Annotated in this window: 24 protein-coding genes; 14 read left to right on the top strand and 10 right to left on the bottom strand. The window is 68.4% G+C overall.

Annotated features, from left to right (window positions below; all coding sequences use genetic code 11):
- Window positions 1–24: 24 nt before the first annotated feature.
- Window positions 25–1,248: a sensor histidine kinase gene (locus EV648_RS13885; RefSeq protein WP_132290152.1), complete on the bottom strand. Its 1,224-nt coding sequence runs from the start codon at window positions 1,246–1,248 to the stop codon at window positions 25–27.
- 132 nt (window positions 1,249–1,380) lie between these two features.
- Between EV648_RS13885 and EV648_RS13890 the strand changes: the two genes are divergently transcribed.
- The 3 genes from EV648_RS13890 (at window position 1,381) to EV648_RS13900 (ending at window position 3,989) form a co-directional block, all read left to right on the top strand.
- The gene (locus EV648_RS13890; RefSeq protein ID WP_132290155.1) at window positions 1,381–2,061 is read left to right on the top strand and encodes a DedA family protein; all 681 of its coding nucleotides are present in this window, start codon (window positions 1,381–1,383) and stop codon (window positions 2,059–2,061) included.
- Window positions 2,062–2,120: 59 nt separating this feature from the next.
- Window positions 2,121–2,735: an NADPH-dependent FMN reductase gene (locus EV648_RS13895; protein ID WP_132290158.1), complete on the top strand. Its 615-nt coding sequence runs from the start codon at window positions 2,121–2,123 to the stop codon at window positions 2,733–2,735.
- Between the two features lie 228 nt (window positions 2,736–2,963).
- Complete coding sequence (locus tag EV648_RS13900) at window positions 2,964–3,989, top strand: ANTAR domain-containing protein (protein ID WP_132290161.1); 1,026 nt, start codon at window positions 2,964–2,966, stop codon at window positions 3,987–3,989.
- 110 nt (window positions 3,990–4,099) lie between these two features.
- Here the strand turns inward: EV648_RS13900 and EV648_RS13905 are convergent, their stop codons facing one another.
- The 5 genes from EV648_RS13905 to EV648_RS13925 form a co-directional block, all read right to left on the bottom strand.
- Complete coding sequence (locus EV648_RS13905) at window positions 4,100–6,607, bottom strand: FtsX-like permease family protein (protein WP_199234589.1); 2,508 nt, start codon at window positions 6,605–6,607, stop codon at window positions 4,100–4,102.
- Entirely contained in the window at window positions 6,604–7,401 is a 798-nt protein-coding gene (locus EV648_RS13910) for an ABC transporter ATP-binding protein (RefSeq protein ID WP_132290164.1), read from the bottom strand. Before EV648_RS13910 ends, EV648_RS13905 begins: the two co-directional genes overlap by 4 nt.
- Window positions 7,402–7,493: 92 nt before the next feature.
- The gene (locus EV648_RS13915; RefSeq protein WP_132290167.1) at window positions 7,494–8,396 is read right to left on the bottom strand and encodes a phosphotransferase family protein; all 903 of its coding nucleotides are present in this window, start codon (window positions 8,394–8,396) and stop codon (window positions 7,494–7,496) included.
- Window positions 8,396–8,623: a hypothetical protein gene (locus tag EV648_RS13920; RefSeq protein ID WP_241995132.1), complete on the bottom strand. Its 228-nt coding sequence runs from the start codon at window positions 8,621–8,623 to the stop codon at window positions 8,396–8,398. Before EV648_RS13920 ends, EV648_RS13915 begins: the two co-directional genes overlap by 1 nt.
- A gap of 61 nt (window positions 8,624–8,684) precedes the next feature.
- On the bottom strand, window positions 8,685–9,281 hold the full coding sequence (locus EV648_RS13925; RefSeq protein WP_132290170.1) for a TetR/AcrR family transcriptional regulator: 597 nt from the start codon (window positions 9,279–9,281) through the stop codon (window positions 8,685–8,687).
- A gap of 105 nt (window positions 9,282–9,386) precedes the next feature.
- Between EV648_RS13925 and EV648_RS13930 the strand changes: the two genes are divergently transcribed.
- The 7 genes from EV648_RS13930 to EV648_RS13960 all read left to right on the top strand — a co-directional run bounded on the left by EV648_RS13930 (window position 9,387) and on the right by EV648_RS13960 (window position 19,233).
- Window positions 9,387–10,400: a hypothetical protein gene (locus EV648_RS13930; protein ID WP_132290173.1), complete on the top strand. Its 1,014-nt coding sequence runs from the start codon at window positions 9,387–9,389 to the stop codon at window positions 10,398–10,400.
- A gap of 180 nt (window positions 10,401–10,580) precedes the next feature.
- Window positions 10,581–11,984, top strand: a complete 1,404-nt coding sequence (locus EV648_RS13935) for an extracellular solute-binding protein (RefSeq protein WP_241995133.1) — start codon at window positions 10,581–10,583, stop codon at window positions 11,982–11,984.
- 25 nt (window positions 11,985–12,009) lie between these two features.
- Window positions 12,010–12,942, top strand: coding sequence for a carbohydrate ABC transporter permease (locus EV648_RS13940; protein ID WP_241995135.1), 933 nt, complete (start codon window positions 12,010–12,012; stop codon window positions 12,940–12,942).
- Entirely contained in the window at window positions 12,939–13,766 is an 828-nt protein-coding gene (locus EV648_RS13945; RefSeq protein WP_132290179.1) for a carbohydrate ABC transporter permease, read from the top strand. The genes EV648_RS13940 and EV648_RS13945 overlap by 4 nt, the downstream gene beginning before the upstream one ends.
- A gap of 802 nt (window positions 13,767–14,568) precedes the next feature.
- Window positions 14,569–15,933, top strand: a complete 1,365-nt coding sequence (locus EV648_RS13950) for a pitrilysin family protein (protein ID WP_132290182.1) — start codon at window positions 14,569–14,571, stop codon at window positions 15,931–15,933.
- A complete protein-coding gene (locus EV648_RS13955; protein ID WP_132290185.1) occupies window positions 15,930–17,282 on the top strand; it encodes a pitrilysin family protein in 1,353 nt (450 codons plus the stop codon). Before EV648_RS13950 ends, EV648_RS13955 begins: the two co-directional genes overlap by 4 nt.
- Window positions 17,283–17,505: 223 nt before the next feature.
- On the top strand, window positions 17,506–19,233 hold the full coding sequence (locus EV648_RS13960; protein WP_199234590.1) for a S8 family serine peptidase: 1,728 nt from the start codon (window positions 17,506–17,508) through the stop codon (window positions 19,231–19,233).
- 124 nt (window positions 19,234–19,357) lie between these two features.
- Here the strand turns inward: EV648_RS13960 and EV648_RS13965 are convergent, their stop codons facing one another.
- Both EV648_RS13965 and EV648_RS13970 read right to left on the bottom strand, forming a co-directional pair.
- Window positions 19,358–20,239, bottom strand: coding sequence for a DUF4190 domain-containing protein (locus EV648_RS13965; protein WP_132290188.1), 882 nt, complete (start codon window positions 20,237–20,239; stop codon window positions 19,358–19,360).
- A gap of 89 nt (window positions 20,240–20,328) precedes the next feature.
- Window positions 20,329–20,754 (bottom strand): CBS domain-containing protein, encoded by a 426-nt coding sequence (locus EV648_RS13970; RefSeq protein ID WP_132290191.1) that lies wholly within the window; start codon window positions 20,752–20,754, stop codon window positions 20,329–20,331.
- A 146-nt stretch (window positions 20,755–20,900) separates the two neighbouring features.
- On the opposite strand from EV648_RS13970, the gene EV648_RS13975 reads away from it, so the two are divergent.
- The 3 genes from EV648_RS13975 (at window position 20,901) to EV648_RS13985 (ending at window position 23,561) form a co-directional block, all read left to right on the top strand.
- Window positions 20,901–22,115: an MFS transporter gene (locus EV648_RS13975; RefSeq protein ID WP_132290194.1), complete on the top strand. Its 1,215-nt coding sequence runs from the start codon at window positions 20,901–20,903 to the stop codon at window positions 22,113–22,115.
- Between the two features lie 199 nt (window positions 22,116–22,314).
- Window positions 22,315–23,325, top strand: a complete 1,011-nt coding sequence (gene gap / locus EV648_RS13980; protein ID WP_132290198.1) for a type I glyceraldehyde-3-phosphate dehydrogenase — start codon at window positions 22,315–22,317, stop codon at window positions 23,323–23,325.
- Between the two features lie 26 nt (window positions 23,326–23,351).
- Window positions 23,352–23,561 (top strand): hypothetical protein, encoded by a 210-nt coding sequence (locus tag EV648_RS13985; protein WP_132290201.1) that lies wholly within the window; start codon window positions 23,352–23,354, stop codon window positions 23,559–23,561.
- 183 nt (window positions 23,562–23,744) lie between these two features.
- Here the strand turns inward: EV648_RS13985 and EV648_RS13990 are convergent, their stop codons facing one another.
- On the bottom strand, window positions 23,745–24,569 hold the full coding sequence (locus EV648_RS13990) for an SAM-dependent methyltransferase (protein WP_132290204.1): 825 nt from the start codon (window positions 24,567–24,569) through the stop codon (window positions 23,745–23,747).
- A 174-nt stretch (window positions 24,570–24,743) separates the two neighbouring features.
- On the opposite strand from EV648_RS13990, the gene EV648_RS13995 reads away from it, so the two are divergent.
- Window positions 24,744–25,472: a hypothetical protein gene (locus tag EV648_RS13995; RefSeq protein WP_132290207.1), complete on the top strand. Its 729-nt coding sequence runs from the start codon at window positions 24,744–24,746 to the stop codon at window positions 25,470–25,472.
- Window positions 25,473–25,565: 93 nt separating this feature from the next.
- Here the strand turns inward: EV648_RS13995 and hisN are convergent, their stop codons facing one another.
- Window positions 25,566–26,345 carry a histidinol-phosphatase gene (hisN, locus tag EV648_RS14000; protein WP_132290210.1) on the bottom strand — a complete coding sequence of 260 codons (780 nt, stop codon included), beginning with the start codon at window positions 26,343–26,345 and terminating at the stop codon, window positions 25,566–25,568.
- Window positions 26,346–26,457 lie beyond the last annotated feature (112 nt).

The following is a 26,457-nucleotide window of genomic DNA, read 5'->3' on the forward strand; positions in this document are numbered from 1 at the left end:
GCAACTCCGCTCTCTGGTTCCGGATCATCCGCACGGCAGTTCCGCTCGGATGGTGGTGGGCCCGCCGATCGGGCTGTGGACGCTGAATGTCCCGTCGCCGGCCGCGACTCGACTCGCCAGGCCGCTGAGTCCGCGACCGGTCGGGTCCGCTCCACCTCGTCCGTCGTCCGTCACCGTGACCGTCACACCAGGCACGGCGACCGGCGCCGCGGCGGTTCCGGAGGAAAGGGGCGCCTCGGAGGTTGGCGTGAGAGTGATGGCGATCTGGGTGGCGTTGGAGTGTTTCGCGGCGTTGGTGACCGCCTCGGAGACAACGAAGTACGCGACCGTCTCGATCACGGTCGGTGGCCGGGTCGGTAGGTCGTACTGCAAGGTGACCGGGATGCTGGACCGCTCGGCCAGGACGGCGATGACGTCGCGCAGACCGTATTGGTCCAGCACCGTCGGGTAGACCCGCCAGGCGACCTGGCGGAGATCGTCGAGCGCCTGCTCGGACTCCTCGTGCGCCTGCCGGACCAGCGCGGCGGCGCGCTCGGGGTCGTCGGTACGGCGTGCCCGGCTGAGCAGCAGGCCAAGAGCAACCAGTCGCTGCTGAACCCCGTCGTGCAGGTCCCGCTCGATCCGGCGACGCTCGTCGTTGACCACCTGAACCACTTCGGCGCGGCTCAGGGTCAGTTCGGAGACTCGGCGTGAGAGCACCTCCTCGGCGGACGGGGTGAGGTGCCGGCGGGCCAGCCGCTCGTCCAGGCCGGCGACGCCGACGATGCCCATCACGTTGAGGTAGAGCAGCAGTGCGCCGGGCAATGCGGCCACCAGCACGGTCGCGGAGCTCACCCGGTTGCCGTCCTCCTCGATGAAGGCCCACTCGCCGCCGAAGACCCAGGCGGTCAGCATGGAGCCGGCCACGATCAGGCCGAAAAGGAGCAGCAGCACCACGAGTCCGCCGAGAATGCCGACCGGCCAGTGCCTGGCGACATAGCGGAAGGCGCTGCGGTCGGAGTACGGGCCGAGGTCGCGGACCTGGTGGAAGCGGGCCAGCCGCCGTTGCCCGAGGGCGGTGAGTTGCCGCGAGCAACGATGGACGTAGCCGACGACGCGGTCACGTGAGCGAGGCGCGGCAACGATCGGGAGCAGGCCGAGACCGGCCACCAGCAGGAAGGCGAGCTCGGCGATCGCCAGTACGGAACCGAGCGCGACACCCGCCAAGGTGTTCAGGCTCTGCCGCAGCGGTGCTCCCCGTTCTCGCATGTCGGCAAGGTTAGTGGGCACCGATGGAGAGCGGACTGTGGTTCTCCACAGTTCTGTACTGTGGAAAAGCCGAGGAAATCTTACGGTCGACCGCAGGGTGCGAGCGGTGCTCGCAGACCTAGCGTCGACGCCATGATCTCGACGAACCAGGTGATGATGACCGCGCTGGCGCAAGCGACGCAGGAACCGACCGGTGGAGTGGCCGGCTGGGCTGTCGACCTGATGGACAGGCTGGGAGCCCCGGGCGCCGGCCTCGCGGTGGCGCTGGAGAACCTGTTCCCGCCGCTGCCCAGCGAGGTGATCCTGCCGCTGGCCGGTTTCGCCGCCAACCGCGGCGACCTCGGGCTCGTCAGTGCCATCATCTTCACCACTCTCGGTTCTGTGGTCGGAGCGCTCGCCCTGTACGGCGTGGGCGCGATCCTCGGCCGCGACCGGACGAGGGCGCTGGCAGCGCGCATCCCACTGATGAAACTGGAGGACGTCGACAAGGCCGAGGCCTGGTTCGCCCGGCACGGCGCGAAGGCGGTGCTGATCGGCCGGATGGTGCCAGTGGTGCGCAGCCTCATCTCCGTGCCGGCTGGGGTGGAGCGGATGCGGTTGTCGCTCTTCCTGGCGTTGACCGCGATCGGCAGCCTGGTGTGGAACTCGGCGCTCATCATCGCCGGCTACCTGCTGGGCGAGAAGTGGAACGTGGTCGAGTCCTACGTCGGGATGCTGCAGTGGGTCGTCCTGGCGGCGGCTGTGCTGGCGGTGGTGTGGTTCATCGTGGTCAAGCTCAGGGCCAGGCGTTCACCATCTGAGAATGTCCAGTAGCCCGCTCGACTTTGGTTAGGCTCGAGACCTCACTGCCGAACCCTGGGAGATGCGTCCCGATGCCCTCAGTCGCCTTCGAGCCACGGATCGTGCCGGACCCGCCCGTCTGGCCGCAGTCCGTCGTCACCGTGGTGGGAAACCCCAAAGCGGCGTCGCGGACCGCCGCCGCGGCCGCCGCCGTCGCGGAACTACTCGCCTCCGAGCTCGGTACGCCGTACCGGATCGACGAGTTGGTGGACCTGGTCACGTTCGCGCCGGCGTTCTTCCAGGGGGAAGCCGCTTCGGAGGAGAACCGGGAGGCGTTGGACAGCGCGATCGAACTGGCGTCGTCCGCGTCGGTGCTGGTGCTTGCGACGCCTGTGTACAAGGGAAGCTACACCGGGTTGCTCAAGAGCTTCCTGGATGTGCTGCCGCCGCAGGCGCTGGCGGGGTCGGTCGTGGTGCCGGTGACTGTGTCGGCCGCGCCGAGCCACAAGTTGCTCGCGGATCTGCACCTGCGCCCGGTGCTCGCGGAGCTCGGTGCGAGTGTGCCGACGCCGGCCGTGGCGCTGGAGGAGCGTGACTTCGAGGATCTGCAACTGCCGGTCTCGGCCTGGATCCGCAACAACGCCGGCCTGGTCCAGGCAACAACCATCGCCCTCCAGCCAGTAGCAGAACCCACCCCAGCCCAGTAGCCGAGCTGACCCGCCCTGTTGGCAAGAGCACGCCTCGGCTGGTGGTTGGAGGTGGTCCCGGTCCGGTTGCGAGAGTTCACGCGGCTGGGGAGTGGTCCCAGCCAAATGGCAGAAGCCGCGCGGGCGGAGTGGGGCGTCGTGGTGGCGGGCGAACGCTGAGCGGACGGATGGGGGGTTGGGGATCGGTCGGCGGTTCCCTCGGGCGAGTGGGTGGGGTAAGCCTGAGGGATGTCCGGTATCGAACCCGGCACACCCTCCCTTGCCGGAGGCGTGATCACGGGGGCCGAACAGGTTGGAACCTTCAGCTATCTGGTGGCAGAGGACACCTGGTGGCTGTCGCCGGCGACCTGCGCCATGCACGGGCTGCCGGCCGGATCCCGGGTCACTACCGAGATGTTGCTGGCGTTCAAGCATCCGGATGACCTGATCCCGCCGCGCGAGGTGCTGGAGAAGGTGCTGAGCGAGGGCGAGCCGTTCTGTTTCCCGCACCGCATCGTCGACACGTCCGGGCGGAGCCGCAACATCGTGGTGATCGGCACCACCGCGCGTGACGCCGCGGAGACGGTGAGCAGGGTCGAGGGATACGCGATCGACCTCACCGACGCCCAGCCGTCGCAGGCGCTCCCGGTCGGGACCGAGGTCCTACAGGCTGAGCTGGAGAACCGGGCGGCGATCGAGCAGGCGAAGGGTGCGCTGATGCTCGCGTACGGCATGAGCGCGGACGCCGCGGTCGCGCTACTCAGGTGGTACGCCGAGCAGTACAACATGCAACTGAACCTGGTCGCCGAGCGGCTCGTACTGCGGCTGAAGAACGCCACGGTCACGGCGTCCGGGATCCGCCGCACGATCGACCGGATGATGCATGATGCCGCGAGAACGGAAGCTGGGACGAGGAGTCCGTTCGAGCCTTGGGAGTTCCGGCTGGGTGTTGGTTGCGGCGAGCCGACGAGGCTGATCGGCTATTCGGTTCTGGCCACTGAGAGCGAGGTCGGCGAGGTGGACGGGTTCCTGGCGTTCGCCGGGCTGCAGGCGCTGATCGTCGATACCAGTGCCTGGGTGGTGGCGCAGCGGATCGCGCTGCCGGTCGGGACCGTGCAGTACGTCGACCACTACGAACACCGCGTCCAGCTCGACTGCAGCCTCGCTGAGATCAAGGCCGCGCCTCCGTCGGATCCCTGCCGCGGCGACCGTGGCAAGTACCTCGTCCGCGTCGCCGACTACTACCGCAGCCTCTACCGCGACCTGGACCTCTGACAGCCGGTACGCCGACGCGGTACGCCGAGCAGGAGGTCAGCTGCAAGAGGCCGCCCGGGACAGGGGGGAGCGCGGGCCGGGGGTGCCGGCCCGCGCTGGGGGTCGGGTGGTTAGTCGGTTCGGGCAGCGGCTTCGGCGGGGCGGGTTCGAAGGGTCGTGGTGGCTGGGAGGAGGGTGGAGAAGAGGGTCAGGAAGAAGGCCGTGCCGATGATGATCAGGTAGATCCAGATCGGGCCGCTCGGGAACGCCGAGGACGAGACCGCGGCGGCGAAGGGAAGCAAGCTGGCTAGAGCTACCAGGGTGCCGAGGGTGATTCCGGCCAAGGCGACCAGGACACCTTCAGTGGTCAGCATGCGGAGGACCTGGCCGCGGGTGGATCCGGTGAGCCGCTGCAGACCGAACTCCCGGCGCCGACGGACCGTGGCCGACACCATCGTGTTGACGACCGAGACCGCGGTGTACGCGATCAGCATTCCGACCAGCAGGTAATTCACCCACGCCTGCGTCTGCAGATCCTGGTTGTTCCCGTCGATCAACGCGTCCCGGTCGGCCACCTGCACACCCGGATTCGTCGCTGCCAGCTTGGCCAGCGAGGCGTTCACGTCGGTACCCGGTTCGGTCCGGATCAGGATCTGCTTCGCCAGCTTGTCGGTGGTGTGCGCGGCGACGAGTTCGGCCGGCAGTACGACACTCTCGTAGCCACGCTCAGCCGCGAAAGTCGCGACCACCCGCAAGTCCACGGAGGCACCGTCGCCCAGCGTCATCTTGATCGACGTACCGACTCCTCGGTCGATCTTCAGGGCGACGCGATCCGGCAAGGCCACGGTCGAGCCGGTCAGGCCGGCCAGAGAACCCGAGGTCAGCCGCACCGGCGCAGTACCATCGGGCCCTTGGGCGCTGATGCCTTGCAGTGGGGCGCCTTCCTCGTCGAAGGGCGCGTTCCGCGGCTCGTCGATCACGCCGACGCTGGTGACATAGGCGGACGCGCTGGCCACGCCAGGCAGGCCCTGCACCTCGGTCAGCAGCGAAGGTGACAGCCCGGCTCCAGTGGAGGCGAGTACCGCGTCGGCCCGGAGGTCCTTGGTGAACGCCTTCGAGGCCGCATCCACCTGCGTGGTCTGCATGTAGATGTTCGCGGTGGCGATTCCGACCGCCAGCATGACCGGCATCACCGCGGCCGACATCGCTACGGATCGCGCTGTCACGTTGAGGATCGCGAGCCGCCCGTTCACCCGGCTCACCGCGTACAGCGGCCAGCGCAGTATGGCGAGGACGGCCTTCGTGGCGACCGGACCGAGCAGGGCGACGCCGATCGCCCAGCACAGCACCGCAGGTCCCGCAGTGGCACCCGCCAAGGGCCCGCTCATCACGGCGCCGGTGACGATCACCAGGGCAAGTCCACCGGCCAGGAACAGCAGACCGAAGAGCAACCGCACCCAGCTGAACCACTTCCGTTGCAGCGAAGCCTCGACCAGCGCCTCGACCGGGCGGATCTTGGCCGACCGGCGTCCGGCGATCAGCGCCGCGCCGACAGCAGCCAGTACTGCGGCCCCGGCGCCCGCCGCGAAGGGGATGAGCCCTTGATAGAAGGTGACTTCGGGGGAGGCCACGCCGTTCGCGGCCAGCCGGTCGAACAGGAACCGCCCGAGCAGCACACCAGGTACGCAACCCACCAGTACTGCAGGCAGCGAGACCACCATCGCCTCGCCCAGGATCATCCGGCGCACCTGGCCCGGCGTGGTCCCGATCCCACGCAGCAGGGCGAACTCGCGTTGCCGGTGCTGGGCGGACAGCGCCAGCGTCGACGCGACTACGAACATCATCGTCATCGCCGCGATCCCACCGAACGAGCCCGCGACCGCGATCAGGGTCTCCTTGGCCTGAGAGGCGTCCGGGTGCTCGACCAGTCCGCGATCGATCCCGGACAGGGCGGAGACGCTGCCGTCGGCCTTCTCGATGTTCTTCCGGAGCGCCTTCAGATCGGTGCCCGGAGCAACCAGTACACCGAGCGCGGAGTACTGGCCCGGACGCTCGGCGATGCGGGTCGCGTCGGCCGTGGAGAAGAACGTGTTACCCGCCGGTCCAGCGGCGATTCCACTGACCCTGAAGGAAGTTGGTTTGCCTTGGGCAAGGAGTTGGGCCTTTCCGCCGACCCGCGTACCGAGCTGCCGGGCGGTGGTGGCATCGAGAACCACCTCGCCCGCGCGGGGCGCAGTACCGGACTGCAGGGTGTAGGGCGCGAGCCGGGCGGAGTCCCAGTTGTGACCCTCGGACGGCATCGGCGACGGACCCCGCAGTACAGGTGCAGGGAAGGTCAGATCGCCGATCACGTCGGTGACTCCGTCGAGCCCGCGGACCTTTTCCACGAGAGCCGCGGGGACGCCGACCTGCTCGACCAGCGGAGTGGCGTCCTCGGCGCCTGGACGCAGATGGCTTTGCTTGCCAGAGACAACGATCGGAGCGCCGGCCAGCCGCTCCGGCGGAACGTTCGACCGGATGCCGGTCTCCATCAGGCCGCCGCAGGCCAGCACGATCGCGGTGCCGAACACGACGGCGACGAAGGTCGCGATGAAACCGCCCTTGCGGTAGCGCAGGGTGCGCAGCGCGAGGCGGATCATCGGCCGGCCGCCCTGGCCAGCGATGCGACCGAGGCGGCGCGGGCGCCGAGGTGGGTCATCCGGTCGGCGACCTGCTCGGCCGTCGGCGCGATCAGGCTGCCCGCGAGCATGCCGTCGGCCAGGAAGACCACCTGGTCGGCGTACGACGCGGCGACCGGGTCGTGCGTCACCATCACCACGGTCTGTCCCTGGCTGCGAACGGGCTCACGGAGCAGTTCGAGGACGTCGGCCGCGGTCTGGGTGTCCAGTGCGCCGGTCGGCTCGTCGGCGAAGATCACCGCGGGCCGGGCGACCAGTGCGCGGGCGATCGCGACGCGCTGCTGCTGTCCACCGGACAGTTCGCCCGGACGCTTCTTCTGCTTGTCGCCGAGGCCGACGCGTTCCAGCACGTCGCGGACGCCGGCGCGGTTCGGACGGCGGCCGTCGAGCTCCTGCGGCAGCGTGACGTTCTGCCAGACCGTGAGGGCCGGCAGCAGGTTGAACGACTGGAAGACGAAGCCGATCCGCTCGCGGCGGAGCTCGGTCAACTGCTTCTCGTTGAGCCCGGCGAGCGGCTGGTCGTCGATCGTCACCGTGCCGGAGGTCGGCCGGTCCAGCCCCGCGGCGCAGTGCAGGAAGGTGCTCTTGCCGGAACCCGAGGGTCCCATCACCGCGGTGAAGGTGCCGCGGGCGAAGCTGATGCTGGTCCCGTCGAGCGCGACGACGGCGTTGTTGCCCCGGCCGTAGACCCGGCGTACGTCGTGCAGAACGACCGAATCGCCTGTCCTGCTGATGGTTCGCTGCTTGCGCCTCATGGCCAACCCCTTGTGTGCTCCGACTGACGAGCACGACGCTACGGACGCGCGAGCAGCCTCCCCAGGGAGCTGGGCAGCCGATCGGGGTAGTGCTAACTCCCCTGTTCGAGGGCGCCCAGCTCGGTCAGCAGGTGGTTCTCGACCAGCTTCACCAGGCCCTCGTGCCGAGCACCGGTGTAACCGCGGGGCGTCCCCTCGACGAGCATGATCAGGTAGAGGTAGACGCGGTACAGCGAGAGCTTCTCTCGGTCGACATCCGAGCCGTAGCCGGCCAGCAACTCCTCGTCGAGGCTGCTGAGCAGCGACAGCGAGACGAATTCGGCCACCGGGTCGCCCCAGAACGCCCGCTCACCGTCGACGAGCCCGGTGATCCGCCCGTCCTCGACGAGAACGTTGCCGTCCCACAGATCGAAGTGGATCAACCGCGGCGTCCGTACGTCGTCCAGCAGGTCCTTGCGATCGAGGGCCGCCTGCCAGATCTGCTCGGCCGGGCGTGGCAGCCGTACGGCGTACCGCTCGGCGTCACCGAGAACGTCGTCCACCATCGACAGGAAGGCCTCGCTCCACCGCTGCACGAGGCCCTTCTGCGGATAGCCGAAGCCGGTGCCAGTCACCTCGTGCAGGCTCGCCACGATCCCGCCGAGCTCACCCCGTACTCCGGCGTCCGCCCCCGCGCTCTGCAACGTCGTACCGGGGAGGGCGGTCATCAGCAGGTAATCCTCGCCTTCGTGCACGACCTCGGGGACCGGGGCTTGGCCGAGCGCCGCGCGGTAGAACTCGGCCTCGGTGTGGATCAGGTCCTGCTCGTAGGTGAGCCCTGGCGCGTCCGGGTCGGGAGAGAGCTTGAGGATCAGGTCTCCGTCGGGTCGGCCGATCCGGTAGACCGTGTTGAAGGTTCCTTCGGTCAGCTCTTCGGAGGAGGCTGCGGGACCCACGCCGGCTTCCGCCAGCAGTTCGTCGAGGCCCGCACGATCCAGTTGCCGCTTGTTGCTCATCAAAGGTCCTCGGGGGAGGGAAGGGGTTTCTTACGTTCGGACTGGATCTGCAGTTCGACCTGGGACTCTGCGGCAGTGGGCCGCCACATCTCGTCGAACGGCCCCATCATCGAGCCGCTGATGCCGCGGCGCCGGGCGCGGACGGCGGCCCGGGCGAGCAGGACCAGGAACCCGGCGACCACCGCCAGAGCCGCGAAGAGCATCCAGATACCGTCGATCGGTCCCACCTCCTACGGGGGACGACGTCTGTCGCCGCTCTGGTGTTCCCGCTCCGGTTGATGATGGGGATCAGCGGGGGAGAAGGGCGGCAAGGCCGGCGGTGTAGCTCTGCGGGGTCACATCGCCCAGGATCAGCCGCTGCAGGATGAAGCCGGGGATCAGCCCGAAGAGGACCTGGGCGATGTACTCCGGGTCGGTGTCCGGGTCGACCGTGCCGTCGGCCTGCGCGCGCCGGGCGACCTCGACGAAATGGCCGCGGAGCATCCGGTACTTCTCGCTGGCGATCGCCTTGATCGCTTCGTTGTGCAGCGCCTCCGCCCAGGCCTGGATCCCGACCTTCGTCACATCGCCACCCGCTTGACCGGCGACGAAGGCGACGTGCTCGACAGCCGCCTCCAGGGCAGCGAGCGGGGTCAGCGGCTCCTCCCGGGCCAGGATCTCCTCGAACAGCCGGTCCACCGAGCTCAGCGCGTCGTCGGCGATCGCGGCGACGATCTCGTCCTTGCTCTTGAAGTAGCCGTAGACGGCGCCCGCGGACAGGCCGGACTCGCGGATCACGTCGGCCATCGTCGTCTTGTGGAACCCCTGCTCGGCGACGCAGGTCCGGGCCGCGGCGACGATCTGCTGACGGCGCGCGAGACGGTGCTCGTCGGAGACCTTGGGCATGGCTAAAACATAAAACGAATGTCCGTTCTTGACAAGTCAGCTGAACGGCGTCAGGCTCGAACCAATAAAGAACGTTCATTCCTTTTGTTTGAGGAGCTGACCGAGATGTCCGAGCCAACCGTCGCCGAGGAGAGCCGCCGGCCCCCGGTGGTGGCCGTCGTCACCCTGCTCACCGCGCTGCTCACGGTGCTGTTGATCGCGTTCGCCTGGCCGGCCGCGCGCTCGGAACCGCGCGACCTGCCGATCGCCGTGGCAGGACCGCAGCAGGCAGTCGCGCAGATGCAGGGCGGGCTGGAGCAGGCGATGCCCGGTGGTTTCGAGGTGACCGCCGTGCAGGATCGCGCTGCCGCCGTCAAGGCGATCGAGAACCGCGACGTGTACGGCGCGGTCGTGCTCGACCCGCAGAGCCCCGAGGTGCTCACCGCCTCGGCCGGTGGGCCCGCGGTCGCGCAGATCCTCACTCAGCTGTCGTCGCGGATGGCCGCTCAGAACCAGGAGGCCGCACCCAAGGTGACCGACGTCGTACCGCTGCCGCAGGACGATCCGCGGGGTGCCGGTCTGGCGGCCGGGGCGTTGCCGCTCGTGCTCGGCGGCATCATCGCCGCCGCGGGGCTGACCCAATTGGTCAAGGGTGGAAGCCGCCGGATGGCCGGAGCGGTCACGTTCGCGGTCACGGGGGGACTGGCGCTGACCGCCGTGCTGCAGTACTGGCTGGGCTCGCTCGAGGGGAACTACTGGGTCAACGCGAGTGTGATCGCGCTCTCGATCGGAGCGATCAGCCTCACCCTGCTGGGCCTCGAGTGGCTGTTCGGCCGAGTGGGTCTGGCCGTGGGCGCCGCGACGATGATGCTGCTCGGTAACCCGCTCTCAGGTCTGACCAGCGCACCGGAGATGCTTCCGAGCGGTTGGGGTGCGCTCGGGCAACTTCTGCCGCCCGGAGCAGCCGGTACTGCGTTGCGCTCCGTGAGCTTCTTCGACGGGGCCGGGTCCGCCGGGCCGTTCCTGGTCCTCACCTGCTGGTTCGTCGCCGGACTGGTGCTCTGCGGCCTCGGCGCGATGCGCAGCCGCACCCGGCGCGTCGTACCTGCTCGTCACGAGGCGTCACCCGTTACCGTCTGACAGATGACTGCGCGGTGACCGGATCGTTACGACCCGGTCACCGCGCAGCAGCGCCTGAACGGGGACAACGTTGTCTGTCAACCATTGACTTCACTGGTCTGGGACTCCTACCGTCACGGGAAAGCCCGCTAGATCGGGCTGTCGGACCGGGATGACAACGATTGCCCGAAGGTGGATGTAATGGCCATGAAGAACGGTTTCAAGCGGGCGGGTGTACTCGCCGTCGGCGCGCTCCTGCTGGGGGTCTCGGCCTGCAGCCAGGGATCGACGACCAAGACACCGGAGGCGGGCAGCTCACAGAGCGCCGGTCCGGCGAACATCAAGATCGCCTACCAGCAATGGGGGCCCGGCACGGTGATGAAGAACTTCCTCACCGGCGCGAAGGCCGAGTACGAGGCCGCCAACCCCGGCTCGAAGGTCGAGATCCTGCCGATCGTGGCGAGTGAGAACGACTACTACACCAAGCTCCAGCTGATGATGCGGTCGCCGAACACGGCGCCGGACATCGTCTACGAGGACACCTTCCTGATCAACTCCGACATCACCGCGGGGTATCTGAAGCCGCTGGACGACTACATCAAGGGCTGGTCGGACTGGTCCCAGTTCGAGGACACCGCGAAGGGTGCCGCGAAGGGCCAGGACGGCAAGACGTACGGCGTACCGGACGGCACCGACACGCGGGCGCTGTGGTACAACAAGCAGCTGTTCGCCAAGGCCGGGCTGCCGGCCGACTGGCAGCCGAAGACCTGGGACGACGTGCTCACCACCGCCCGGACGATCAAGTCCAAGGTGCCCGGCGTGATCCCGCTGAACGTCTACTCCGGCAAGCCGATGGGTGAGGCGTCCGCGATGCAGGGCTTCGAGATGCTGCTCTACGGCACCAAGGACACCCTCTACAACTTCGACCAGTCCAAGTGGGTCGTCGGCAGCCAGGGCTTCAAGGACTCGCTGAACTTCGTCAAGACCGTCTTCAGCGAAGGCCTGGCCCCGCAGCCGAAGCAGTCGCTCGACCCGAACTGGGGCAACAAGGTCGGCAGCGACCTGCTGCCGAACAGCAAGCTGGCGATCGCGCTCGACGGCTCCTGGCTCTACAACAACTGGCAGAAGACCGGCGCCAAGCCGTGGCCGCAGTGGACCGAGGTCCTCGGCCAGACCGCGATGCCGACCCAGGGCGGCGAGGGCAAGGGCAAGGTCAGCCTCTCCGGTGGTTGGACCTGGGCGATCCCGGCGAAGTCGAAGGCCCCGGACGCCGCGTGGAACTTCATCAAGACCCTGCAGACGCAGAAGAACGCGACCAAGTACGCCACCGACGGCGCGCAGATCGCGGTCCGCAAGGACGTCGCCTCCGACGCCGGCTACAAGTCGTCCGCGAAGAGCACCCAGTTCTTCACCGACCTGGTCGGCGTGACCGTGTACCGGCCCGCGCTGCCGGAGTACCCGAAGGTCTCCAACGAGATCATCACCGCGATGGAGGCCGTGATGACCGGCCAGTCGTCGCCGGAGGAAGCCGCCAAGAACTATGACGAGGCGGTCGAAGGCATCGTCGGCAAGGACAAGACGACCACAGAGAGCCAGAGCCAGTAAGCAGAGCCTTCGAAGGGATTCCCCTGTGACGACGTCTGCTACCGCGGTGTCCGTTCCGTCCGGCGAGAAAGCCGGACGGAGCGGTCCGCCGCGCTTCGCCAAGACCGTCAAGATGTTGCCGTTGGCACCGGCCATCGGGCTGATGCTGGTCTTCCTGGCCGGCCCGATCCTGTACTGCATCTACGCCGCGTTCACGAACATGGCGCTGACCGGCACCGGCGCGGCGAACGTGAGGTTCGTCGGGCTGGACAACTTCCGCAAGGCCTTCGGCAGTTCGGCCTTCACCAACTCGATCTGGCTCACCCTGGTCTTCACGCTGGTCTCGGCGATCATCGGCCAGAACACCCTCGGGCTCGGACTCTCCCTGCTGATGCGCCGGTCGACGAAGCTGGTGCGCAACTTCGTCGGTACCGCGGTGATCGGCGCCTGGGTGCTGCCCGAGGTGGTCGCGGCGTACCTGCTCAGCGCGTTCTTCAACGACGACGGCACCCTGAACGTGATCCTGCACAAGGTCGGGCTACCCGGCCAGGACTGGTTGTACGCGGCACCGATCATCGCCGTCTCGCTGGCGAACATCTGGCGCGGTACGGCGTTCTCGATGCTGGTGTACTCCGCGGCGCTGAGCGAGGTACCGAAGGAGATCGAGGAGTCCGCCGAGATGGACGGAGCCTCCGGTGGGCGGCGGCTGCTCTGGGTGACGCTGCCGATGATCTCCCGCGCGATCATGACCAACCTGATGCTGATCACGCTCCAGACGCTGAGCGTCTTCGGCCTGATCTACGCGATGACACGCGGTGGACCCGGGACCAAGAGCCAGACCCTGCCGCTCTACATGTACGAACAGGCGTTCAGCTTCTCGCAGATCGGCTACGGCACCGCGATCGCGCTGGTGATGCTGGCGATCGGCGCGGTGTTCTCGCTCATCTACCTACGTGGACTGAACTCGGAGGCCGCATGATCGCCCGCGACCGTGTCAGCAAGCTGACCGCGAACCTGATCCTGCTGGGGATCGGGGTGCTGTTCGTCCTGCCGCTGCTGTGGGTGCTGTTCGCATCGATCAACCGGACGGCGGGACTGCGGGTCGAACTCCCGACCAGCCCGACCTTCGAGAACTTCCGCGCTGTGCTGAACACCGACACGACGTACCGGCCGGTCTTCAACGGCATCGTGCTGTGTGGCGGTGCCGCGCTGCTCACGATGATCTGCGCGGTGCTCGCGGCCTACCCGCTGTCGCGGTTCAAGACGAAGTTCAACCGGCCGTTCCTGCTGACCGTGCTGTTCTGCACCGGGCTGCCGATCACCGCGGTGATGGTGCCGGTGTACGGGCTGTTCGTCCAGCTGAACCTGATCGACACCCTCGGTGGCACGATCATGTTCATGGCGACAGCCTCGCTCCCGTTCGCGATCTGGCTGACCAAGACGTTCATGGACGGCGTACCGATCTCGCTCGAGGAAGCAGCCTGGGTCGACGGTGCCGGCAGCATGCAGGCCCTCTACCGCATCGTCCTGCCGCTGATGTGGCCCGGGATCGCGGTCGTGCTGATCTTCACCTTCATCGGCATGTGGGGAAACTTCTTCGTCCCCTTCATGCTCCTGCTCTCCCCTGAGCGCCTCCCCGCCTCAGTCAGCATCTTCACCTTCTTCGGCCAGTACGGCGAACCCAACTACGGCCAACTCGCCGCCTACTCCCTCATCTACACCTTCCCCGTCCTGGTCCTCTACCTCCTCCTGAGCAGGAAGCTCGGCGGCGCCTTCGCGCTCGGCGGTGCCATCAAGGGCTAGTACTCCGGCCCACGCGGCTCCTACGTCGCCTTGCTCCCGCCCTCCGGGGCCGCAGTTCCTCCGTCGCCGCTCAGCAACAACGGGTGGTCTGGTGCCGCGCTGGCTCCAAGCCAGCGCGGCACTCTGCGTGCAGGATGCGCAGGCACCAGGCTTCGGACACCAGTCGCCCAGGCAGCTCCTACGTCGCCCGCTCCCATCCACCCGGGGTCGCGCGGCCCGGCTCGTCTGACGAGACATCCACCGCGAGGCTGCGGCTCGGGCTGTACCGAACGACAGGACGTGGTCGCTCGCGACGCCAACCTCCACGCGTGCCGGGGCGGTCGAGGCGCAGAAAGAACGCAGTACCTCCTTTCCCCTCGTACGCCGCTCACCCATCCTCGGAAGTTGCCAGGCACGCGCGCCGGCTTTCAAACACCGCACCACTCACCCAGGGACATGCCCACCCCACGGCTTGGCACAGACATTGAGACTCCTCCGCATCAAAGCGGAGCTCCGGGCGCCTGACACTCGATACTGCGAGTGTGCCCAAATGTGGGTACAACCGCAGTATCAGGAGATTGGGGGCAGAGCTGTCGCGACTTGATCTGGCTACTGGACGCGCGGCTCACTATCCACGCGATTCAGGGCGAGGCGGCTAGTCGAGCTGTGCGCTGCCTGCCCAGCTCGACATCACAAAGTCCGAGTGGCGGGCTGCCGCAGGTCGCGCCCCCGCCGTGAAGAGCAGGTGGCGCGGTGCCGGGGTGGTGTGCGCTGGTGGCGAACGGTCGGGGGGTGGGGGTGGGGGAGCACGTAGGGTGGCGATATGCCGCTGACTTACCCCCTTGCCGAGCAGACGTTGGACAACGGGTTGCGCGTTGTCGTCAGCTCTGACCGGGCTGTGCCGATCGTCGCTGTGAATCTCTGGTACGACGTGGGGTCGCGCCACGAGCCGCCGGGTCTGACCGGGTTCGCGCACCTCTTCGAGCATCTGATGTTCCAGGGATCGCGCAACGTCGAGTCCGGGCAGCACTTCAGCCTGCTGGAGAACGCCGGCGCCAGCCTCAACGCGAGCACCTTCTTCGACCGCACCAACTACTTCGAGTCGCTGCCCAGCGGCGGGCTTGATCTGGCGTTGTGGCTCGAGGCCGACCGGATGGGTTACCTGCTCGACGCGGTGAACCAGGAGAACCTCGACAACCAGCGCGACGTGGTGAAGGAGGAGAAGCGGCAGAGCTACGACAACCGGCCGTACGGCGACTCGTACGAGCGGCTGGTCCGGCTCGCCTTCCCTGACGGCCACCCGTACGCGCACATGACGATCGGCTCGATGGAGGACCTGAACGCCGCGAGCCTGGAGGACGTGCAGGCGTTCTTCCGCCGGCACTACGGGCCGAACAACGCGGTCCTGACGATCGTGGGCGACGTGTCCGAGGAGGACGCGTTCGACGCGGCCAAGCGGTACTTCGGTCAGCTGCCGGCGATCCCGCAGCCGCCGGCCGCTCCGGACGGGACGGTCGGCCCGATCGAAGGGGTGTTCCGCGACGACGTGGTCGAGGACGTCCCGTCGGACCTGATCACGATGATGTTCCGGCTGCCGGTGGACGGCTCGCAAGAGCTGGACGCGGCGGCGCTCGCGCTCGACGTGCTCGCCGGCGGTCAGAGCGGCCGGCTGAACCGCCGCCTGGTCCGCGACGAGCAGATCGCGCAGTCGGTGTCGGGTGGTGCGCTGCCGTTGATCGGCGGCGTCTCGTTCGGCACGCTGACCGGCATCGCGTCGGACGGCATCGACCTGCAGAAGGTCGAGGACGCGCTGGTCGAGGAGGTCGAGAAGCTCGCCGAGGGCGGGATCACCGCCGACGAACTGCTCACCGTGCAGGCCCAGGCGGAGCGTGACTGGCTAGAGCAGTTGGCCACCTGCGCGGGACGCGCCGACGAGATCTCGCACCACGCGTTGCTGTTCGGCGACGCGAACCGGATCAACACTCGGATCGACCAGATCCGCGCGGTGACCACCGAGCAGGTCCAGGCGGCCGCGCAGCAGTGGATCCGCGCCGCCGGCCGCGCCCAGGTGACCTACCGCCGCCCGGAGACCGCAGGCCAGGAGACCGCCGGAGACCAGGCGAGCGCCGAAGCACCGGAGACCGCCGGAGTACCGGCGAGTGCCGGGGAAGCAGGGGAGCAGGAATGACGAGCCAGGCCTTGACCACACCGCCCGCTGTCGCGCCGCCGCGGCCGTGGAAGTTCCCGGCAGCGACCAGTACGGCGACCGCGGCCGGGACGCCGGTCCACGTGTTCGACCGGCCGGGGCAGTACGTCGCCACCGTGCGGGTCACGATCGCCATGCCGCTGGTGGCGGAGCCGCGTGAGCTCGAGGGGGTCGCGACGATCATGTCGCGCACGCTCGACGAGGGCACCGAGCTGAAGTCCGCCAACGAGTTCGCCGCCGCCCTGGAGCGCCACGGCGCGGCGTACGGGGTGGATGTCAGCTCGGACGCGCTGCACGTGGAGATCTCCGTGCCGGTGTCCCAGCTGGCGCCGGCCGTGAAGCTGCTCGCCGAGGCGATCACCCGGCCTGCCTTCAACCAGGCCGACGTCGGACGGCACGTGACGATCCGGCTGGGCGAGATCAACCAGGAGCGAGCCAACGCGGGGTACCGGGCGCGCGAGGCGTTCTCCGCGCACCTGTTCGACGCGCAGACGCGCCGCTCCCGCCCGACCGCCGGTACTCCGGACACCATCCGGCCGCTCACCAACGTCGAGGTGGCCCGGTTCTACCGGGAGAACATCGGTCCGGCGCGAGCGCAGATCCTGTTCGCGGGTGACGCCACCGGCGTCGACGTGGCCGGCATCATCGACGATGCGTTCGGCTCGTGGACGTCCGAGGCAGCCTCGGCGATCGAGACTCCTGAGCCGCTGTTCCTCACCGGAGACCGGCTCGTGCTGGTGGACCGGCCGGGTTCGGTGCAGAGCCAGTTGCTGATCGGCTGCCCGGGACCGGACCGCCGCGAGGACATCTGGGGAGCGGCCGCGGTCGCGAACCACGTCGTCGGCGGGACCATCACCTCCCGCGTCGACACCGTGCTGCGCGAGGAGAAGGGTTACACCTACGGCACGCGGACCAGCTTCACCGCGCCGCGCAAGGGTGGCACCTTCAGCCTTGGCGGCTCGGTCCGTACGGAGGTGACCGGCGCGGCGATCACCGACGCGCTGCGGATCCTGCGCGAGGCCCGCGACGGCCTCACCGAGCGCGAGGTCCGGGAAGCCCAGGACAGCCTGATCCGTACCGCGCCCTTGCGGTACGAGCAGGCGGACTCCATCGCCCAGCAGGTCGGCAGCAACATCGCCGCGGGCGTTCCGCTCGACTTCGCGGACACGTACCTCGCCCAGATCGCCGCGACCACCGCGGAGACGGCCACCGAGGCCTACCGCCGGTACGTCGGAACCGACGGGCTGCTGGTGGTCGTCGTGGGGGAGGCCAAGGACGTCCGCGACCAGCTCACCGGGCTGGGAATGGGCGATATCACCGAGCTGAGCTGACGGCTGACTACCTTCTGCTCAGGGTCGGGGGCTGTTCGCGGGCATCCTGTTCGCCTTCAGCCAGGTCTGAGCCCGACCCGTAGCGGACCTGAGCCGGTCCGATCCGGTCAGCCGTTTGATTGCCGGATCCTGACAACGTCGGCCCCTTTCCGGACCCTGGTGGACCGCGCCGCGCGGGCTTAGTTTGTGCGGGTCACACTCACTTCAGGGAGGGGATCCGCTCGTGAGAGACGTCCGTAGATCGTTGTGCGCAGCTGCGGCAGCCACCGCGCTGCTGGCCGCGACGCTGGCAGTTCCGGTCACCGCCGGAGCCGGTACGACGTCGGTGGCTGGGGGCAACACCGAGTACCTGGTTCTGCTCGAGGCCGGGGCGAACCACGCCCAGGCGCTGGCTGCCGTCAAGGCGGCGGGTGGCCAGGTCGTGAAGGAGAACGCCAACCTCGGAACGATGACGGTCCGGGCCGCCGCGTCCGGCTTCGTCGGCCAGGTGTCGGCCTCGTCGGCGATCCAGGGAGCCGCCCGGAGCCGTCCGATCGGGAAACTGCCGCAGGCCCGGCCGAACCTGGTCGAGCAGGAGCACCTCGGTGCGGTTGCCAAGGGCAGGAGTTCTGCTGCCAAGGGCAAGGCTTCGGCCAAGAAGAACAACGGCCGGCAGCTCGATCCGCTGGACACGCAGCTCTGGGGCCTGAAGATGGTGCGCTCGGATCTGGCCCGCAAGGTCCAGCCGGGCAAGAAGGCGGTCAAGGTGGGCGTCCTCGACTCCGGGATCGACGCGCGGAACCCCGACATCGCGCCGAACTTCGACTGGAAGCTGTCCCGCAACTTCGCGCCCGACCTGCCCGAGATCGACGGAGTCTGTGAGTTCCGCGGCTGTGTCGACCCGGTCGGCTGGGACGACAGCGGTCACGGCACGCACGTGGCCGGCACGATCGGCGCCGCCGCCAACGGGACCGGTGTCTCCGGTGTCGCGCCCGGCGTGACGCTGGTGGAGATCCGCGGCGGGCAGGACAGCGGGTTCGTGTTCCTCGGCCCGGTGACCGAGGCGCTCACCTACGCGGGTGACGTCGGCCTGGACGTGGTGAACATGTCCTTCTACGTCGACCCGTGGCTCTACAACTGTGTGAGCAACCCGGCCGACAGTCCGGAAGCCCAGGCGGAACAGCGGGCCATCATCCAGATCATGCGCCGCGCTCTGAACTACGCGCACAACAAGGGCGTCACGCTGGTCGGCTCGCTCGGCAACAACCACGAGGATCTGGGCAAGCCACGGACCGACATCAGCAGCCCGGACTTCCCGGTCGGGACCGCCTACCCGCGGCCGATCGACAACGCGACCTGCGTTGACCTGCCGGTCGAGGGGCCGCACGTGATCGGCGTCTCCGCGCTCGGGCCGTCCGGCAAGAAGGCGGACTACTCGAACTACGGTCTCGAGCAGATCGAGGTGTCGGCACCGGGTGGCTGGTTCCGCGACTTCTTCGGTACGCCGGCACACCGGACGAACGCGAACCTGATCCTGTCGACGTATCCGCTCAACGCGCTGCAAGTGGCCGGTTTCGTCGACGCGGCCGGCAACATCACCGCCACCGGTCTTGCGGCCGGAGCGCAGAAGCAGTGCCCGCGCGGGGTCACCGACTTCACCCGCTGTGGGTACTACTACGTGCTGCAGGGGACATCGATGGCGTCGCCGCACACGACGGGTGTCGCCGCGCTGATCGTCAGCGAGTACGGCAAGAAGGGACGGCACAACTCGTTCGGGCTGGCTCCTGACCGAGTGGCGAAGATCCTGCTCGGTACTGCGGCCGAGCGGCCCTGCCCGACCCCGCCACTGCAGACCTACACCAACGAGGGGCGGCCTGACGAGTTCAACGCGCTCTGTGAGGGCACCCGGAGCTTCAACGGGTTCTACGGCAACGGCATCGTCGATGCCTACGCCGCAGTGACCAGGTACTAACCGAAGTGCTGCCGGGCCCGGTCCCGCAACGCCGGACCCGGCAGCACCCCGCCCTTCGCAGTACCCGCGCTTCGCAGTACGCCGGCGCCGCGACCCGTAGTACTGCGGGACGCGGCGCTCGGTGCTACTTGGGGGCGACCAGGCAGGTTGTGCCGTGGTCGCCGAGGCTCCAACTGTCCTCGGTGGGGTGCAGGTACCAGATGTCCGACGGCTGGTTGGCCGGCTGCTTGAGCGTCTTGAACCGGTCGGTGCAGCCCTTCTCGGCCGCCGCCTGGACCTGGGTGAGCCCGGGCCACTTGCCGGCGGGCAGGTTGAACACCGCGTACACCTTGCCACCGTTCGGCTGGTTGCAAGGCTGCACCTTGATGTCGCGGACCTCGCCCTCCTTGATCTCCGTCACGCAGTCGCCGACGCGGAGCTTGTTCGACGACACGTTCTGCGTGGTGGTGACCTGGCCGGAGGCGTCCCGGTCCGGCTCGGACGGACCGGCCAGGGCGGCCGCGGCGATGAAGCCCGCCACCCAGAGACCGGCGAACGTCATACCGGCGATCGCGAGGCCCCGGCCCTTCTCGCCCGTCTTGGCGATCTTCGTCAGCGCGATGATGCCGAGCACGATCGCGACCGGCACGGCGGCGAGCAACCCGAAGATGAAGGTCAGGATCGCCAACGTGCTGGTACCGCGCCGCTGCCCCGGCTGGTTACCGCCCGGGTACGGCTGGAAGCCCTGCCCAGGCGGGTAACCACCCTGCCCGTACCCGCCTGGCCCAGACGGATAGCCACCCTGCCCGTAGCCGCCCTGGCCGGGTGGTGGATAGCCCTGGGGTGGTGGATAGCCCTGGGGCGGCGGTGGGTAGCTCTGGCCCGGGGGTGGGTAGCTCTGGGCGGGCTGGTTCGGGTCGGCGGGCGGGTAGGGCGGGCCACTGCCTTGCGGCGGTCCGGGGTGGCCCGGGCCTTGTGACCCGGGCGGCGGTCCGATCGGTCCGGTCGGCGGTGGTGTCGGCTCCATGCCGGAAATCTAGACCCGGCCGGGAGCACGGCAGGCCGGACAACCCGGCCGCGGCCGAGTTGTCGCCGTACCGATGGAAGGCGGTGAGGTCAGCCTGAGATGTAGTTCGAGAGTTGCTCGCGCTCGAACTCGAGCTCGCCGATCCGGGTCTTGACCACGTCGCCGATGCTGACGATGCCGGTCAGGGAGCCGTCGACGACGACCGGGACGTGCCGGATCCGACGGTCCGTCATCAGCCGCATCAGGTTGTCGATGTGATCGTCCGGGCCGCAGGTGTGCACCTCGGAGGTCATGATCGCGCTGACCCGGACCTCGCCCGCGTCCGGAGTACCGTTCATCAGCCGCACCACGTCGCGCTCGGAGACGATGCCCGCCAGGGACGTACCGTCCGGACTGACCACCACCGCACCGACGTTGTGCTCGGCGAGCAGCGCGAGGAGTTCGGTGACGGTGGCTTCTGGGGAGATGGTGACGACCTGGTTGCCTTTACCGCGCAATACGTCGTTGATCTTCACGGAGCCTCCTGCTGTTCGACGGAGCCCAATACCCAAATGTAGCGAGATCCGGCCGTGAACGGCAGGTCTGGCAGAATGCGGATGGTGACCGTTGCCCGCCCCGCCCGCCGCAGCCACGGCTCGGTCCCGTCACGTCCGGTGACTGGTTGACCTGGCGCGAGGACCTCGCAGTACTGCGTCACCGCGACGTCCGAATCTTCCTCAGCGCCCGGTTCGTCTCGCTGCTCGGCTCCTCGATCGCCCCGATCGCGCTGGTGTTCGCCGTCCTGGACGTGTCGGACGAGGCGACCGCGGTCGGCATCGTGCTGGCGGCCCGGAGCATCCCGAACGTGGTGTTCCTGCTGATCGGCGGCGTCATCGCCGACCGGCTGCCGCGTCGTCTGGTGCTGGTGGTAGCGAACACCGTCAGCGGCCTGACCCAGGCGCTCGCCGCCGGCCTGATCCTGTCCGGGCACGCGCAGATCTGGCAGCTGGCCGCGATCGAGGCGGTGAACGGGATCGCCGCCGCGTTCGTGATGCCGGCGATGGTCGGGATCCTGCCGTCGATCGTGGACCGGGCCGAACTGCCGCAGGCCAACGCGGTGTCCGGGTTCGCGCGATCGGTCGCGATGATCGGCGGCGGTGCGGTGGCCGGCGTCATCGTTGGATTCACCGGGCCCGCGGCCGGGCTGCTGGTGGACGCGGTCACCTTCCTCCTCGCGGCGGCTCTGCTGGCGCGGCTCAGGCTGCCGCGGATCGAGCGGGTGACGACGTCGATGCTGTCCGACCTGCGAGAGGGCTGGACGGAGTTCATCTCCCGGCAGTGGGTCTGGGTCGTCGTGCTGTCGTTCCTCTTCCTGAACATGATCTTCACCGCGTGCTACAGCACACTCGGCCCGGTCATCGCGGACGACACCTTCGGCCGGGTCGGCTGGGGCGTGGTCAGTGCCAGCTTCGGCGCCGGATTGATTGCCGGGGGCATCTTGATGATCCGGCTCAAACCGCGCCACCCGCTCCGCCTGGGCATGGCCGGCATGCTCGTGTCGGCACCGATGTTCGTCTGCCTGGCACTGGCGCCGCACACGCTGACGATCGCCGCGGCGGCGTTCCTGGTCGGCCTCGGCTTCGAGCTGTTCGGCATCGGCTGGGAGACCGCCCTCGGTCAGCACATCCCGCTGGACAAGATCTCCCGCGTCGCGTCGTACGACATGCTCGGCTCCTTCATCGCCAGCCCGATCGGCCAACTGGCCGTCGGCTACCTCGCGGCAGTCCTCAGCATCACAGCGGTCGAACTCTACGGCGCCACCATCCACATCCTGATTGTGCTGGCAACCCTCGCCGTCCCCTCCGTCTGGCTCCTCCAACGCCACACCACCAACTAGTACTCCGCCCACGCCGCCCGTTCTCCGGGCCGTGGCGCCGAGCGGCGACCCCGAGTACTTCGCCGGGATCTAGGTCCTGAAGGGCAAGTGCGCGGGTCACAAACCAGGTGCGTACTCGGTCTTTGTTTGGAGAGTGACGTAGGCGAACGGAGTAGTACGCCCGGGCGTCAATGCCCAATTCGCTGCTGAGGAGGGAAAGATGACTGTGAGAGTAGGGATCAACGGGTTCGGACGGATCGGGCGGAACTTCCTGCGGGGTGCGCTCGAGCGGGGGACCGAGACGATCGAGGTGGTGTCGATCAACGACATCACGGACACCGCCACGCTGGCGAACCTGTTGCAGTACGACTCGACGTACGGGCCGTTGCGGGAGCGAGTGAGTCACACGGATGACGGCATCGCGATCGGTGGCACAACGATCCGGGTGACGGCTCAGCGCGACCCCGCTGCTCTGGACTGGCGTGCTGCCGGCGTCGGCCTCGTGATCGAGTCGACGGGCCGCTTCGCCACCCGGGAGGCTGCCGCCGCGCACCTGACCGGTGGGGCCCGCAAGGTGCTGCTGTCCGCGCCCGGCAAGGGCGTCGACGCGACCCTCGTGCTCGGAGTGAACGACGAGACCTATGACCCGGCCGAGCATCACATCGTCTCGAACGCCTCCTGTACGACGAACTGCGTCGCGCCGATGGTGTCCGTGCTGCACCGGGCGTTCGGGATCGAGCGTGGCCTGATGACCACGATCCACAGCTATACCAACGACCAGGTGCTCCTGGACTCGCCGCACAAGGACCTGCGCCGTGGACGTTCGGGCGCGGTGAACCTGATCCCGACGAGCACGGGCGCGGCCAAGGCGGTCGGCCTGGTGATCCCGGAGCTGGCCGGCAAGATCGACGGTGTCGCGGTGCGGGTCCCGGTCGAGTGTGGTTCGCTCACGGATCTGGTCGTCGAGCTGGCCAGACCTGTCACCGTGGCGCAGGTCAACCAGGCCTTCGCCGAGGCGGCTTCGAGCCATCTGAAAGGGCTGCTGCGGTACAACGAGGATCCGATCGTGTCGCACGACATCGTCGGCGACCCTGCGTCCTGCATCTTCGACGCACCGCTCACCCAGGCGAACGGCAACATCATCAAGGTCTTCGGCTGGTACGACAACGAATGGGGCTACACCAGCCGTCTGCTGGACGTGGCCGAACTGGTTGCCCAGAGCATGGAATAGAGGCTCAGGCTGACACAACATCCTTCGTGCCGGTCGAAGCTTGTCTGAAGAAGTCCGATCGCACCTGGATGGCGCTGCTGCGGCACTTCCTCGGCCTGTGGGAGGGCAAGGCGAAGTACGACGCGCGCCCGATCCTGCTTCGATCCGCCGTGACCTACGAGACGGCGGCGGCGCGCCTCAAAGAGGTCTTGCTTCGTCAGTCGCGGACATGGCGCCGACGGTGCAGCGCTACCTGACCGGCCGCCTCGACACGCTCGAGCCCGACTAGCCGCGATCGCGTTCTCGAGTGCGGCCAGGATGTACTTCGGGATCTTCATCCCCTGGTGCTGGGCCTCCCGGAGTTTCCGACGCTGACGTAAGGGAGTTGGGTGGAGCGGCCTGAGGTGGTTGCCGGGGGATCGCGGCGTCGGAGTACTGGGTCAGGGTTTTACAGCTAGGGCCGCCGCGATCAGGCGTTCCCAGTCGGTCAGGTCGTCGACTGGTTCGGTGGGGCGCCATTCTGCGGCGGGGACCAGGCCTGGGGGGAGGACGTCGAAGCCGTCGCCGAAGAGGGCGAGGATCTCTTCGTCGGTGCGCCAGCGGCCGCGGCCGAGGGAGCCTTGGAGGAGTTCCTGCATGTGGGCGCTGCGGGGGTCGTTCTCGCTGCGGAAGTGGCTGATGAAGACGTAGCTGCCGGAGGGGATCCGCTCGTGCCAGAAGCGGACGATCGCGGCCGGGTCCTCGTCGTCGTTGAGGTGGTGCAGGACCGCGCTGAGGATGACCGCGACCGGCTGGTCGAAGTCGATCAGGGCGCGGGTCTCCTTGCTCTCGTAGATCGCCTCGGGATCGCGGAGGTCGGCCTGGAAGACGGTGGTGTTCTCGTTCTCGGCTAGCAGCGCGCGGCCGTGGGCGAGCACGACCGGGTCGTTGTCGACGTAGACGACCTTCGAGCCGACCGCGTACCGCTGGGCGACCTGGTGCACGTTGTCCGCGGTCGGCAGGCCGCTGCCGAGGTCGACGAACTGCCGGACCGGCGTGTTCGTCACGATCTCGCGGACCGCCCGGGTGAGGGCGCCGCGGTTGTCGAAGGCGATCGCGCGGGACCCGGGCAGGTCGTTGATGAACTTGTCGCCGAGCGCACGGTCGACGGCGTAGTTGTCCTTGCCGCCGAGCAGGTAGTCGTAGGTCCGGGCGATGCTCGGCTTGCTGGTGTCCACCCCGGGAACCGCGGTGTCTCCACTGCTCTGAGCGCCTCCGTCGACCATCGCGACAGTCCTTCCGATCGGGGGTAGGCCAGTGGTCACTTTAGGCGATCAGGGGTTCTGTAGGTCACCCGACCTGTCGGTACTGCGTTCCGCCGCTCGCCGCACCTTGGAACGACGGTGTCCTGAAGGTGCAACCTGGCGACTCCGTTCACCCCGATGGGGTTGGATCGGGGGATGGGACTGTTCTCGAGGAAACGCCGCAACGCCAAACCCGGTGCCGAGCCCGTGAGCGCCGAGCCCCCCGGCGGGGATGCGACCGGTGACTTCGATCTCGGCACGATCGAGCTGCCGCGGGTCGAGGTGACGCCGGAGATCCGGGTGGTGGCCGAGCGGATGACCGTGCGGACGTACACCGCCTGCGACGAGCACATCGCGCCGTCGATCGCGCCGATGACACCGTTCGTGCTCGCGGTCGAGGACGAGCCGACGATGCTGGTGAAACTCGCCGGCATGTCCCACGCCGAGGGCGCCGAACTCGCGAGAGCGGTCGCCGCTGACGAGTCCCTCGCGGTCGCGGCGTACCGGTCCCTGCCGACGTACCCGGTCTTCATCCTCGCGCTGTTCGTGTACGACGCCCCGAGCGACCCCATGCGCTTCGAGGGCTATCGGGATGTCACCACGATCGACGTCCAGGACTTCGTGGTTACGCTCGGCCGCAAGGGAGGCCGTGGCCAGGTCCGCCTCTACGGCGAATCCGCCGAACTGCTGGCAGTCGGCCGCTTCGCCCTCCGCATGCCACCCTTCCAGCACGTCCAGTTCCCCTACACGACAACCCCGAACGAGCTCCACGAACTCTGGCAGCTACTCCAACTCTCCGCCGGCTGGTACAACTCGCTCCCCGCCGCTCGCCGGGACTTCGAGATGGCGGTGGAGGCGCACATGGATAAGGAACCTCCGCTGTAGGCGAACCTCCACGCCATCAATCGACCTTCGCGGTGGGATGGCCCAGGCGTGACGCGCGGGGAAGAGCGTGCGTTTGATGGCGTGGAGGTTCGCCTACCTGAGCCGCTCGAGCACCTCGTCGTGGAGCCGCCCGTTCGTGGCTACGGCGTTGGGGCCGTTGGGGCCGGGGGTGCCGTCGAGGGAGGTGAACTTGCCGCCGGCTTCGTCGACGATGATCGCGAGGGCGGCCATGTCGTACAGGTTGAGCTCGGGCTCGGCGGCGATGTCGACGGCTCCTTCGGCGACGAGCATGTAGGACCAGAAGTCGCCGTACGCGCGGGTGCGCCAGGCCGAGTCCATCAGGCCGGCGAACTGGTCCTTCTTGCCGAGCTTCTCCCAGCCTTTGAGGGACGAGTAGGACAGCGAGGCGTCGCCGATGTCGGAGACGTCGCTGACCCGGCAGGGCTGGGCGGACATCAGGGCGCGGCCGGTCCACGCGCCGTCGCCGTACGACGCCCACCAGCGGCGGCCGAGCGCGGGGGCGGAGACGACGCCGACGACGACCTGGTCCTCGATCATCAGGCTGATCAGGGTGGCCCAGACGGGGACGCCGCGGATGTAGTTCTTGGTGCCGTCGATCGGGTCGACCACCCAGCGGCGGATGCCCCAGCCGGTGGTGCCCTCCTCCTCGCCGACGAACGCGTCCCGCGGGCGGGCCCGGGCCAGCGTCTTGCGCATCACGTCCTCGACCTTGCGGTCGGACTCGCTCACCGGGCTGAGGTCCGGCTTGGTCGCGACGTGGAGGTCGAGCGCCTTGTAGCGGTCCATGGTGGTGGAGTCGGCGTCGTCGGCAAGGATGTGCGCGAGCCGCAAGTCGTCGGTATGCGAGGGCATGCCGGAAGGCTAACCTGCCGCCCGCCCGCTGAGGAGCCGGGACCACGGACCGCCACCACTCACCAACCCGCCGCATGCTCGAGGCGTCCGGCGTGGATCGCCGCGGCGGACG

It is taken from the genome of Kribbella sp. VKM Ac-2568 (genome assembly GCF_004345365.1).
Taxonomy (GTDB): domain Bacteria; phylum Actinomycetota; class Actinomycetes; order Propionibacteriales; family Kribbellaceae; genus Kribbella; species Kribbella orskensis.